General features: G+C 46.7%; 9 protein-coding genes. 2 read left to right on the top strand and 7 right to left on the bottom strand.

The features are described 5' to 3' along the window. Positions 1-3: 3 nt before the first annotated feature. The gene (locus B5F91_RS00470; RefSeq protein WP_087427166.1) at positions 4-1,113 is read right to left on the bottom strand and encodes an SGNH/GDSL hydrolase family protein; all 1,110 of its coding nucleotides are present in this window, start codon (positions 1,111-1,113) and stop codon (positions 4-6) included. Positions 1,114-1,360: 247 nt separating this feature from the next. Here B5F91_RS00470 and B5F91_RS00465 point away from each other — a divergent pair, with 247 nt between their 5' ends. Beyond that, on the top strand, positions 1,361-1,861 hold the full coding sequence (locus B5F91_RS00465) for an NUDIX domain-containing protein (protein ID WP_087427272.1): 501 nt from the start codon (positions 1,361-1,363) through the stop codon (positions 1,859-1,861). A 176-nt stretch (positions 1,862-2,037) separates the two neighbouring features. Here B5F91_RS00465 and B5F91_RS00460 read toward each other — a convergent pair whose 3' ends face one another. The 4 genes from B5F91_RS00460 to murF all read right to left on the bottom strand — a co-directional run bounded on the left by B5F91_RS00460 (position 2,038) and on the right by murF (position 8,833). Next, on the bottom strand, positions 2,038-4,350 hold the full coding sequence (locus B5F91_RS00460) for a DUF2264 domain-containing protein (RefSeq protein WP_144025034.1): 2,313 nt from the start codon (positions 4,348-4,350) through the stop codon (positions 2,038-2,040). 142 nt (positions 4,351-4,492) lie between these two features. Further along, the gene (locus tag B5F91_RS00455) at positions 4,493-5,776 is read right to left on the bottom strand and encodes a BNR repeat-containing protein (RefSeq protein WP_087427165.1); all 1,284 of its coding nucleotides are present in this window, start codon (positions 5,774-5,776) and stop codon (positions 4,493-4,495) included. 224 nt (positions 5,777-6,000) lie between these two features. Next, positions 6,001-7,470: a beta-glycosidase gene (locus B5F91_RS00450; RefSeq protein ID WP_239416121.1), complete on the bottom strand. Its 1,470-nt coding sequence runs from the start codon at positions 7,468-7,470 to the stop codon at positions 6,001-6,003. 79 nt (positions 7,471-7,549) lie between these two features. Beyond that, positions 7,550-8,833: a UDP-N-acetylmuramoyl-tripeptide--D-alanyl-D-alanine ligase gene (gene murF, locus B5F91_RS00445; protein ID WP_087427270.1), complete on the bottom strand. Its 1,284-nt coding sequence runs from the start codon at positions 8,831-8,833 to the stop codon at positions 7,550-7,552. Between the two features lie 101 nt (positions 8,834-8,934). Between murF and B5F91_RS15085 the strand changes: the two genes are divergently transcribed. Beyond that, positions 8,935-9,072: a hypothetical protein gene (locus B5F91_RS15085; RefSeq protein WP_158099871.1), complete on the top strand. Its 138-nt coding sequence runs from the start codon at positions 8,935-8,937 to the stop codon at positions 9,070-9,072. On the opposite strand, the gene B5F91_RS00440 is transcribed toward B5F91_RS15085, so the two are convergent. Together B5F91_RS00440 and B5F91_RS00435 are read right to left on the bottom strand one after the other, a co-directional pair. Continuing rightward, a complete protein-coding gene (locus B5F91_RS00440) occupies positions 9,069-9,551 on the bottom strand; it encodes a GNAT family N-acetyltransferase (RefSeq protein WP_087427163.1) in 483 nt (160 codons plus the stop codon). The two genes, B5F91_RS15085 and B5F91_RS00440, sit on opposite strands and share 4 nt — an antisense overlap. Positions 9,552-9,658: 107 nt before the next feature. Further along, positions 9,659-12,565: a M16 family metallopeptidase gene (locus tag B5F91_RS00435; RefSeq protein WP_087427162.1), complete on the bottom strand. Its 2,907-nt coding sequence runs from the start codon at positions 12,563-12,565 to the stop codon at positions 9,659-9,661. Between the last annotated feature and the right edge of the window lie 6 nt (positions 12,566-12,571).

The raw sequence follows: 12,571 nt of genomic DNA, 5'->3' as shown, positions 1-12,571 counted from the left end.
CTTTTACCAATTCATCAATTCCTTCAGATACGCCGCAAGCTCGTTTGCCATCTTCTGTTGCTGGCGCATCGAGGGATGCCAATTCGCCCCATATCCCAGCGCACCTGTTTGAGGAGACATATCGAAACGGTAAACTTCGGAATCTCCAGCTTGCTTACGTTCTGACACTACCGTATCCATAGCCCGCTTCACATCGTCCAATGGTTTTCCACTCAACATCGAACCGCTCAATAATACGATTTTGGCTTTCGGATAGATATCGCGCAAATGACTGACAAATTTCCGATACCCGTCGGTCAACAAACCGAAATCATACTTGCCGTCACCTGTATCATTCGTGCCTAAATTTACGCAGACCACATCGGGGGTATATAGACTATGGTCCCATAACTCTGTGGGGTCGGTAAACATGACTTGTTCATACATCGCCGGCAAACAGTCTTTGCTTCCGGAAGTAGGTGCTCCGAAGTTCCGGTAAATGCCGATGCCCGAACGTGCCACAACCAAATGTTGCGCATTCAAAGCACGTGCCGTCTTTGCCGCATACGTATAGAAATGATTCTCCATTTCGTAAGTGAAAGGGTCGTTTCGGTCGTTCGATTCTACGCCATAGCCACAGGTAATGGAATTTCCGATAAACTCGATGCGGCGTTCCGGCAATACGGGAGCCTCAGCCAACGAACATCCCTCGTCCACGTAGAAGCCTTCGAACACCGGCTTCAGTTCGAATCCTTCCAAGATATACATGATACGTGCACGGTGTACGCCTTCGGGCAATCCCTCTGCCAATGTCAATACCGAATCGTCCTTTGTAAAACTGATGCGGTAAGGCAACTGGTCATCTATCTCTACCATAAAATCCCCGCTTCCCGGTTTGGCTTTCATGCGGAGCGAAGTTCCCTCGAAGTTGACAAAGATGCTCACACCCGGATAAGTGAACGTCACGGCTTTCGGGATGCGGTGGCTGATGCGTCCCATATAAACAATGTGTGCATCATCCGCCGGAATGAATACGCTGCCTTCACCCTGAGTTCCGGCAAACATGGAGGTGCAAGCTAGCCAAGCTCCCACCATCAAACAAAAACGATAAACAGATTTCTTGTGCATTTTCATAATCTAATGTGTTTTCGCAAAGGTACAAAAGTTTATGAATCCCCACTAATGAGATCTTATCTAATTCTATACAAAATATCACAACCGCTCCATGAAGTATTCTTTCCCCGATACGAGTTCTTCAACTGATTAAAACAAATTCCTGAATCAGGTGGTTTACCGCGAAGACATCCTGATAATTCATCCGGAAACATCGGATAAATCAGATGAAAATCCGTATATTTGCGGCATTGAAAAAATACTGAATATGACAAGCGACAACAACAAAGAAATGTTCCCCATCGTAGATGAGGAAGGCAATATCACCGGAGCGGCGACACGGGGCGAATGCCATAACGGAAGCAAATTGCTGCATCCCGTAGTACACCTGCACGTATTCAATAGCCAAGGAGAACTGTTCCTGCAAAAGCGTCCCGAATGGAAAGACATACAGCCGGGCAAATGGGACACTTCGGTAGGCGGACATATCGACTTGGGCGAAAGCGTGGAAATGGCATTAAGACGCGAAGCCCGCGAAGAATTGGGCATCACCGGCTTCACGCCTCAACCATTGACTCATTATGTATTCGAATCCGACCGCGAGAAGGAACTGGTATTCAGCCACCGCACGACCTACGACGGCACAATCACTCCCAGCGAAGAATTAGACGGCGGACGCTTTTGGACTTTAGAAGACATCCGCAACGCCTTGGGCACAGGCGTGTTCACTCCGAATTTTGAAAGCGAGTTCAAGCGGTTAGGGTTTTAATCACGACTCTTTCATTTAACCGTAGGGGCGGGGGTTGCCCGCCTGAAGACATCACCGTTCTATTTGTGGATGTATTCGGGTAGGCAAACCTTGCCCCTACAGGTATTTGGCAAATGCGGAATCCATTTAGTGTTTTCAATGAAAGAGCCGTAATTGCGAGGACTTCTTATTATTTGTTAGTATAAATCTCTTGTTTGAATATCATCCGACCAGTGATGATCTTTCGGGAAAGGTTGTTCACTCCAAGCTTTCTTGCTAGTCCAATCCTGAGGCGCATCGGTCCAGAAAGCATCCGATGCAGGAAGTCCTAATGGAAGGAAGGCAAGCGAAGTCATATAAAGGCTTCCGTTATTGGTGTACCAATCGGCAATGTTAGGCTGGCGGCCCGTAAATCCGATAGTAAGAAAGCCTCCTTCGTTAAAGTTGTTTCCCGAAGCAAACATCCGTTTCAATACCGCGGTCAATCCACAACGCACTTGAGCCGGAGTAACCCCAGCCGGCAATTCCTTGTACCATGCCATAAGCGCCAAAGGCTGCATCGTTGCCATCCGATAAGGAATCGAACGTCCGAATACAGGGAAAGTCCCTTCCGGAGAAATGAAGCGTTCCAATATCAAGCTAAACTTTTGGGCACGTTTCAAGGCACGCTGATAGTATTTGGGATAATCCAGGCGTGAATGTTTATCGGCATCTATCAACGCATCAAGAGTTTCGAGGTACATGGGGTGGAACACATAGCTGCTATAATAGTCGAACGCAAACGAGGGTCCGTCTGCATACCAGCCGTCTCCTGTATACCATTCTTCCACTTTACGGATAGCCGAATTGATGCGATAGATATCGAACGGTGCTCCGGCTTTAGCCAAGAAGCTTTCGATAGTCGCCGAGAAAAGCAACCAGTTGGTATAAGGCGGGTCGATGCGTCGAAGCTGGGTAAACTCTTTAATATAGCGTTTCTTGGTCGTTTCGTCTAAAGGCATCCACAATTGGTCGAATGCGCGCAGGAAGCTTTCGGCTACGTATGCCGCATCCACCAAGGGTTGTCCTTCATTGCGCCACAATAAGTAATCGGGAGAATTGGGGTCTACCGCATTTGTATATGCCTTCAATGCCCATTCACGCAATTGTTTGCGCATGGCTCCTTCTTCGGTATCATCATCGGGCAAGGTTAACCACGGAGCGATACCTGCCATCAGGCGTCCGAAGCACTCCATATAAGTCACCCGCTTGTCGCGTCCGTCCCATGTCGGGCTTACTTCCACTTGCATGTTCTTTTGGAGTTCTCCTTTCGCCATATTGCTCAATACGGGTTCAGCCATTTGATAAGCGAGCCGGCACCAATAAGCCCGGTCGGGTTGAGTAGATGCTTCCAAATAACGCACATATTCGCAAGCTGCCAAGAGGAATGCGCCTACACCGAAGTTAGCCGTAGACTTCGCGTCTACTACCTGACCCGGTATCGCCTTTTCGCCAATAGGTTGTACATAACCTACCGAACCGTCTTTTTGCAAAGCCTTTTCCGACAGGTATTTCCATGCCTTCTGAATGACGGGCATATAGGTCGCTTCATCCAAATAACCGTGATTTACTCCCCACAACATGCCGTAGGTAAAGAAAGCGGTTCCGCTTGTCTCCGGTCCGGGAGCGTGTTCAGGGTCCATCATGCTTCGGGTCCAATAGCCTTCGGGTTGTTGGATAGCCGCAACGGCTTTCGCCATTTTTTGGAACTTTTCTACAAAGAAAGCACGGTGCTCGTAATCTTCGGGCAAGTCTTTCAATACTTTAGCCAGACCAGCCAATACCCATCCGTCACCTCGTGCCCAAAAGTCTTTTTTCCCGTTCAGGCTTTTGTGTTTTGGATATACATACTTCGCGTCACGATAGTACAGGTTCTCGTCTTTATCGAACATGATGCTATCCGAGTAAAGCAGGTATTCATACAATTTCTCTAAATAGAGAGGATTATGGGTAATCTTATAAAGCTTGGTCATGACCGGCATCACCATGTACAGACCGTCGCTCCACCACCAATAATCGTGATTGGGAGTGCTCATCTCGTATTCCATTACTTCACGTGCCCGGCGGATTTTATAATCATCCGGGTCGAGCATATACAGGTCGGCGTAGGTCTGGAAGCAAATCTGATAATCGCCGAACAATACATACTCATCACTCTCTCCATACGAATATTTCCATTCTGCGCGGTTATTGCTCTTTGCGCCTTTCCATTCGTTATGTTTCGCCCATGCTTCGGAATAAGCACGATAAGCCTCATTTCCGGTCAGGAAATAGGCTTCCATATTTCCGGTATGATAAGCCGCATTGTCCCAGAAGGAACGCACTTCGGGCGAATTAGTCGCCTGCCAATGCTGATTGACCTTATCAATGATTTTCCGTACTTGCTCTGCTTCAGTAGGCTTGGCAAGCGCACTCGCAAAAGGTAATAAAGTGAGCAAGAATAACATTGCTCCTTTCCATACTTGTTTCATAGTCGTTATTGGTTTAAGTTAATAAATTCGTTTTTCATCCCATTAGGCTGCATCAGCAAACGCATACGGCTGCATCGGGCAACTCACCCGCATGCATCGGGCTACGCAACCGTATGTGTTTTTTATAGCACACAGATGAACCCTACTCCGTATCTACTTCTAACACATATACCGGTGTAGGAGCTTTATCAACGGTCTTCTCTCCGTCTCCCTGATAAGTGGTCTGGACGAAAAGATGCAAGCGTTTTTGTTGTTTCCAAAGCTCCGTATCCAAGCTGGGTTCCCACGCTTCTACCGGGAAATCGGTCAGGTCTTTCACCTTCCACTCGCCTTGTCTCAAGTCCTTGGTATATGCCATGGAAACTTTGCTTCCCCTTTCGGCATCCCGGAAAACAAAGTATGCCTTGTTTCCGTCTACCACAATACGCGGACGGGCAATGGGTATCATCTTCGTACCTCCGCCTTTCAGGGAAAATGCCAATGTACGTTCCACCACCGGACGCATCTGCCATTGCTTCCCGTCGTTCCATACGACCCGGTATTGCGGAACATCCGAATCCGCTTCCCACCAATAGGTCACGATGTAAGGATGCCCGTCGGCATCGGTACACATGCTGGTTTGGTTAATCAACTCACTATTCTGAGGAATGCGCCATGCATATTCGGCATTGTCCTTGCGGATAGGAAGCGTGTATTTCTCACCCGTAGATTTATACCACGTTTTTCCTCCATCGGGCGAACTGGCATAGCACAAGTCATGATTGGTCTCCACCAACCATGTTTCCCGCCATACCCATGAAAGATGAATCGTACCCTTCTCGTCTACATAGAGTTGCCAATAGGCATTGCGTTGCCCTTCCCCGTCTATCAGGATGTCCTGCACTCTCTCCCACTTATGGGTATCGAGGTCATAACGGTTCATAATCAGGTTTCCCCGTCCCGAAGCTCCCGAACGGTACACGAATATCAAGTCTCCTTCCGGCATTTTATAAAACTCCGGATAGGTCACATCCTGCTCATCTGTACCGGTCATTGCTTCTTTAGGACCCAATTCCAATGAACCGGGCTTTAGGCTTCGGCAATAATTGAGCGGATGCCCATGATGATCGAAAGACACATGGATATAGCCTTCGCCATCCACCATCATACTGATAACATTGTGTGCGTCTGCCACATTGCCCTTATATTGAGAACGTTGCAAGGTCCAGTCGGATTCGTTCAGTTTCCGTTTCCCTAATACCAAATAGCCTTCGGGGTCATAATAAGAGATGTATTGCACATCTCCATCGGTCACTAACGAACTATTTCGGAAAACCGTTGTATTGACCGAGGTATTGCTATATCCTTCGCCTACTTGAACCAGTTGAGGGTATGCCATGCTATATCCACATAAGAACAAGAGCAGGAATAAGAGTTTACGTTTCATGTTCGCTTTCTTTTTTTATGTAGTTCAATTTTTTATTGCAATATTTGCAAGTTTTTCTGACTTCTGCAAATAATCTATTTGAAAACATCAGGGAAGATGACCCCCGCCAACCGGTAATACATTTCAGAATATCCCTACGCCCCTGTCTTATGGCAAAAAAGAAGGAACCAAGAAGCCTAACTTCTCAACTCCTTCTCTTAATTCTTCCTAATTCCTTATGAATATTACCTCATCTCAAATGTATGCATTGAATGGGGAGCCAGTGTAGCGTTTAGATAACGTTTCCCGATTTGCAAAGTCAAGGATTGTTCTGTGTCTTGGAAGTTTCCAACCATAACCACCCATTTCCCTTCTGGAGTCCGCACTACCAAGACCGGTTTCTTATCCTCACCTTCCGGCTTGTATGCTATCACTTCCGTTCCTGCACCAATATAATGGGCATAATGCTTTACGGCATAATATTCAGGCGTATAAGTAAATGTCCGTGCTTTCGAGTCTACACGAATCAACGCATTCTGCTTCCAGCCCCAGGGGCTTTCACCATTATCGGTCAGGATGAAATTCCAGAATGTATATTCTTTGCATCCATTGCCCAGATAATGGTTCATCAATTCAAAGGTATGTTCTCCTGCTTTCCAGTCGAAGCTTCCCCAACCGCATTCGCTTTCCGAACAGATGTAATCCCATTCGGGATGTTGTTGACGGATAGAAGGAAGCACTTCTCTTCCTTCCCATTGGAAAGCCATGCCGCTGATGTAGGCTTGAAGTTCTTTGTCGGCAATGATTTTCTCTACATGGTCTTGTCGGTTCGTATTGAATGTGCCCAAGTACAATTTCACTTCGGGATGCAGACGTTTGAGAGTCGGTCCAAGGTATTCTTTATTGAAGCGGATAGTTCCTTCTGCCGTCCATGCACATCCGGGATAAGGCGTATAGCTGTATGCTTCGTTTTGGTAAATCACCATATCAATAGGAATACCTTGCTCTTTATACGCGTCAATGAACTTGCAGAAGCTATTGGCATAGGTTTGCAAATAACGCGGGTCTTGTATCATGTAATCTGTAGTCGCTAATTGGCGGGGGAATTTTCCGTTTCGTTCGCCCGTCAACTTCATTTCATCAGGGTCTGTCTTTCCGCCTATGTTCCCATAGAGCAGGTAATCCAATTGGGGCGAAAGGTTGTTATATTTGCTGCTCAATACCGGATAATCACCATGTATTTTCATCCAACTGGGTGGAGACCAAGGAGATATCCAGAAGGTCAGTTTCGGATTATACTTCTGAGCCGCACGTATGAAAGGGATAATCGCCTGTTTGTCACGGTTGATATTAAAGTAACGTAATTCGAAATCACCTTCCACTTCATCGCAACTATACCAAGAGCGGGCATAATCGTTTGCTCCCATAGAAATGCGTCCACGGGTAATGCGCAAGTCACCTTCGGGCGAAAATACGTTGTGTAATATTTCATCCTGTTCATTGCGGGTCAGCACACCAAGTGCATCCCAGTCTAGTTCATTAAAGGTGGTTCCCCATGCCTTGAACGTGACAATCTTTTCATTTTCGTTTACTGTCAGGTCAACCGTACCGGTAGGTTTACTTTGGAGACTGATTTTTGCCTGTTGCCAGACATCCTCTTCTGTGCTGCTTATCCAATTGTAACTTTGGGCATTTGCCCCTATTGCGGCAAGCATAAGGAAAGCACCGCAAAAAGAAATTGGTTTGAGTTTGGTCTTCATGGAATAGGTTCGTTATAAGGTTATTATTTTGTGATTATAAACTTGTTGGAAGCAGGCTCAGCTTCAGGCTGTTCGAGCCTTTTATCAGAATCGTGAAGCCTTCGGGCTTGTTTTGTTCCAAGGCTTTCTTTACTTCGTCTACGTTATTAAAATGTTCGTATGCCGAAGTGGCTTTAGCAAATTCAGGACCTACTAATAGCACACGTTCGAAACGATATTCGTCTAAGAGACGGATAATTTTCTGGTGTTCTATCAAACTGGCTTCGCCTAATTCCCGCATGTCGCCTAAAATGACCATTTTAGGGCTTGCCTTTATCTGACGGAAGTTTTCCAGTGCTGCCGTCATGCTGGTGGGGTTGGCATTGTAGGCATCTACTATCAGTTGGTTATGTCCGGTGTCTACCAGCTGGGAACGGTTGTTTTGAGGCGTATATTCGGATAAAGCCTGGCAAATGTCTTCGGCTGCAACTCCGAAATATGTGCCTACGGCGATGGCCGCCAGCGCATTGTCGAGGTTATAAGAACCGATGAGGCGGGTCTGTACTTGATGTGTGTGTTCGCCTGAAGTCCATTCGAAGGCGAGGAAAGGAGAGCAAGACGTAAGCTTTCCGCTTATGAAAAGTCCGGGTGTCTGTCCGTAGCGTATGCAATTCAATCCGTGGGCGATGCCGTTCAGATACGGGTTCTCGTTTTGGATAAAGACGGTAGCATTGCCTTTCTCGCGCAGATAATCATACAATTCACCTTTGGTCTTGATGACTCCCTCGAAGGAGCCGAAGCCCAATAAGTGGGCTTTGCCTACGTTGGTAATCAGTCCGTAATCCGGTTCGGCAATGTGTACCAGTGTGTTGATTTCGCCCGGATGATTGGCTCCCATTTCTACTACTGCCATTTGGTGCGCTTTCGTTAGGCGTAGCAAGGTCATGGGGACGCCGATATGGTTGTTTAAGTTGCCTTGGGTAAACAAGATGTTGTATTTTTTGCCCAGCACGGAAGAAACCAATTCCTTGGTTGTTGTCTTTCCGTTTGTGCCCGTGATGCCGATGACAGGTGTTTTCAGTTGTTTCCGATGGTAGTTTGCCAGTTGCTGGAGTGTCTTCAGGCAATCGTCTACCAAGATGCACCGTTCGCCGGCATATTCCGCTTCGTCTACTACCGCATACCGGCAGCCTTTTGCCAATGCCTGTGCGGCAAAGGCATTGCCGTTGAATGTTTCGCCTTTCAGGGCAATAAACATCGAGCCTTCCGGACAATTCCGGCTATCTGTAGTCACCGTTCCGCATTCCAGGAAACGGCTGTATAATTCTGTTAGATTCATCATGTGTCTTTTCGTTTGTTAGAATACACAAAGGTAAGAAAAATCATTGAAAAAAGAAAACGCTGAGGTCCTGCCAGTATGTCATTTGCTTGCTGACAAAAATGCATACGGCTTCATCGGGCTACGAAGCAGGGTGCGTTGCCCGACGCATACGGCTTCGATGGCTGATGAAGCCGTATGCGTTTAAAGTGGGAGCCGGCTCTTCTTTGGGAGGTATGCGGACCGTAGGGATTATTTAGAGAATCAGTTGATAGTCGACTATCCCTAATGTTTTTCCGAATTTGAATCCTACTTCTTTGAAACGGGAGACTTGGGTGAACCCTAAAACCTCGTGCAGGCGGCAACTGGCTTCGTTTCCTTCGGTGATGCAGGCTATTAGTGAGTGGCATTCGGCTTGGCGGCAGGTTTCGATAAGTTTGTTCATGAGCTGCTTGCCGATTCCTTTCCGTTCTTTGCCGGGCGCGACATAGACCGTGGTTTCCCATGTTTGGCTATAAGCGGCGCGTTCTTTCCATGGATGGGCATAGCAATATCCTGCGATTTCTCCGTCTGTGTCGAATACGAAGCAAGGGTGATGCGCCGTGATAGCGTCCAGCCTGGTTTGCATTTCCGCAAGAGTGAGGGGAGTGAGGTCGAAGGTGGCTGTGCTATGGGCAACGTAGAAGTTATAGATGTCGGTTATGGCTTGGATGTCTTGTGGTTGTATTTTCCGTATCATTTTTTGTTGCAAAAATAAATTTATTTGATTAATTGATAGTTGAGAGTTATAAAAGCAATCCGTTATGATTAGGCTATCAACCCTCAACTATCAATTATCAACTGATTTTAGTATCCGAAAATCTCTTCAGTAGTCAGCCGTTTAATTGGACCGATTTTCTCAAGAGCCTTCATGTCAAGTTCCTTTTCGTTGCCAAGGATGAGGTAACGGTAAGGCTTGTTTGCCATAGCTTCTTTTTCGAAACGGGCAATGTTGTCCAAGGTCAGTGAGGTTACGGCATTGTACACTTTCTCGTTGATGTCGTAATCAATGCCTTTGTGTTTGGCATTGAGATAAGCATTGATAATACCCATTTTTGTGGTACGGGCAGTAGCGAGACGTTTCAATAGTGCTTGTTTTGCCAATTCGAATGCCTTGTCCGATTGCGGCATGGTGTCGATGATTTCGTTGAATGTACGGATACAATCGGTCATCTTGTCATTTTGCGAAATAATGAACGTCATAGCATATTCGGGCATACCTTTGTAGGCTGGAGTGGCATAATTGGCTCCGGCACTGTATGCCAATCCTCTGGCTTCGCGCAATTCTTGGAACACAACCGTATTCATGCCTCCTCCGAAATATTCATTAAACAAGTCGATAACCGGCTGGCGTGTAGCGTCCCACGCACGGTTCTCGTTGTGGTATTGTATCATATAAATATTCTTCGCGTCATACGGAGCGATGAACACTTCGTTTTTCGGAGTGGGTTGTAAAGTATAAGGCTTGCCAGCAGGAGCATCGGCAAGGCTTGTGGCTATCGGATGGTTGCTATCTACCGAAGCGATAAGCTCGTTCAGTTCCATCGGACCGTAATATAATACGGTATGTTTGTAGCCTCCGAAGGCTTTAATTTTGTCAACCAGCATTTGGGGATTCATTTCTTTCAGCTCTTGGCTGGAAGGAATGTTGCGCACCTGATTATAGGGACCGTAGGTGCCATACGCGCGTAATGCATTGAAATTGCTTTCTTGGCTGAGCTTATTATCGTTGCGGAATTTGGTTTCAAGTGCAATATATTGGGCGTATGCTTCGGCATCGGCTTTTGCATGAGCAATAAAGTTTTCCATTAATGCCATTGCTTGCAACATATTCTCAGACAGTCCCCGCAGGGCAATGCTGCTGCTCTTGGTGCCTACATTGATGTCGAAATCACATGCCAATTCATAGAATTTTTGTTTTAATTCTTCGGCACTCATTTGGTCGGTACCGAGATATTCGCAATAATCGGCTGCATACGGAAGCCATTTGTCGCTTTCCTCACCGAAGTCGAAATAGTAATTCAACGAGAACCGTCCGTTTTCGGTATTCTTCACATAAAGCACTGGCAAGCCGTTTTGGGTCGTTCCTTGGGTCAGGTCTTTATCAAAATTGACGAAACGCGGTTGGATAGGGGTTGTTTTCGAATTGATTATTTCGGTTACAAATGCGCTTTGCATGTCGCGGTTAGTCGGGATAGCGGTAATTTGCGGCTTGTCTATCTTCTTGATAGAAGTGTCGTTTCCGATGCGTTTGTACACGGTTACGTAGTTGTTGCGGAAATGACGGTTGGCAAAGTCTACTATCTGTTGTTTGGTTATCTTCGAGATGCGGTCCATGCGGTTTGCCACATCGCTCCATTCCTGACGGTTGATGAAGGCATTGACAAATATGTCGGCACGTCCTTCGTTGCTTTCAAGGGTGGTGTAATAAGCCAGTTTCTTGTTGTTGATTACCGCTTTGAGCAAATCTTCGTTGAAGTCTCCTTTCTTCAGTTTGTCTATTTCTTCGAGAAGCAAGGTCTTTACATCATCGAGTGATTGTCCTTCTTTCGGGAATCCGGCAATGACGAAGCCAGAATATTCGGCAAACGGAAGGGTAAATGCTCCTCCGCCTAACCATTTCATCTGTTGGTCGAGGTCAAGGTCCATGAGTCCTGCCTTGCCGTTGCTAAGCATATCGGCTATTACATCCAACGTATCAGTCTGAAACGATGCTGCCTTATCGAATTTCCATGCCATGTAGAGGCGTTCCGCTTCTTGTCCTACTACCGTAGTGTCTTTCGGTGTAGTGCGTTCGGGAATAGGGGCATATTGGGGTTGTGAGAGATTGGGATTCGGTTCCCAAGTTCCGAAATACTTGTCGATAACGGCAATCACTTGGTCGGGGTCGAAATCACCTGCCATACAGATAGCTACGTTATTGGGCACGTAATATTGCTTAAAGTAATTTTTGATATTGACAATCGACGGATTTTTCAAATGTTCTTGCGTACCGATAGTTGTTTGCGTGCCATACGGATGGTTAGGGAAAAGCAGTGCCATTAAGGCGTCAAACAGTTTGTTTGTATCGCTTGCAAGCCCCATGTTGTATTCTTCATACACTGCTTCCAGTTCGGTATGGAATCCGCGGATAACCATATTCTGGAATCGGTCTGCCTGAATCCGTGCCCAGTTATCCACTTCATTGGCAGGGATGTTTTCCACATAGCAGGTCACATCGTTGCTGGTGTAGGCATTGGTGCCTTCCGCACCGATAGATGACATCAGTTTGTCATATTCGTTCGGGATGAAGTAACGGGCTGCAAGTTGCGAGATGCTATCTATCTCGTGGTAATAAGCCCGGCGGGCGAGCGAATCTTTTAAGGTGCGATACACTTCGAAATGCTGTTCAATCGCATCAAGGAGCGGTGCTTCTTCTGTTGCATTTGAGGTGCCGAATTGTTCTGTCCCTTTGAACATCAAATGTTCCAGATAGTGTGCAAGTCCGGTCGTTTCGGGCGGGTCGTTCCGGCTTCCCGTGCGTACGGCGATATATGTCTGTATGCGTGGGGTTTCATCATTGACCGACAGGTACACCTTTAATCCGTTGTCGAGGGTATAGATGCGGGTATTCATCAGGTCGCCTTCTACTGCCTGATAGGTGTATTCCTTTGCCGTTATCGGCAGCCCTAAGGCAAGCAAGAATACACAAAGTGCTGATTTCAGTTTGTTCATATTCAG

Source organism: Bacteroides sp. An322 (genome assembly GCF_002161765.1).
Taxonomy (GTDB): Bacteria; Bacteroidota; Bacteroidia; order Bacteroidales; family Bacteroidaceae; genus Phocaeicola; species Phocaeicola merdavium.
Note: the sequence above shows the minus strand (reverse complement) of the source record. Positions and strands in the feature narration are given on the sequence as shown.

Coding starts and splice junctions, on each gene's coding strand:
- B5F91_RS00450 (WP_239416121.1), bottom strand. CDS start 7,470: ATGCTTGCCGCAATAGGGGCAAATGCCCAAAGTTACAATTGGATAAGC.
- B5F91_RS00470 (WP_087427166.1), bottom strand. CDS start 1,113: ATGAAAATGCACAAGAAATCTGTTTATCGTTTTTGTTTGATGGTGGGA.
- B5F91_RS15085 (WP_158099871.1), top strand. CDS start 8,935: ATGCATACGGCTTCATCGGGCTACGAAGCAGGGTGCGTTGCCCGACGC.
- B5F91_RS00435 (WP_087427162.1), bottom strand. CDS start 12,565: ATGAACAAACTGAAATCAGCACTTTGTGTATTCTTGCTTGCCTTAGGG.
- B5F91_RS00440 (WP_087427163.1), bottom strand. CDS start 9,551: ATGATACGGAAAATACAACCACAAGACATCCAAGCCATAACCGACATC.
- murF (WP_087427270.1), bottom strand. CDS start 8,833: ATGAATCTAACAGAATTATACAGCCGTTTCCTGGAATGCGGAACGGTG.
- B5F91_RS00465 (WP_087427272.1), top strand. CDS start 1,361: ATGACAAGCGACAACAACAAAGAAATGTTCCCCATCGTAGATGAGGAA.
- B5F91_RS00460 (WP_144025034.1), bottom strand. CDS start 4,350: ATGAAACAAGTATGGAAAGGAGCAATGTTATTCTTGCTCACTTTATTA.
- B5F91_RS00455 (WP_087427165.1), bottom strand. CDS start 5,776: ATGAAACGTAAACTCTTATTCCTGCTCTTGTTCTTATGTGGATATAGC.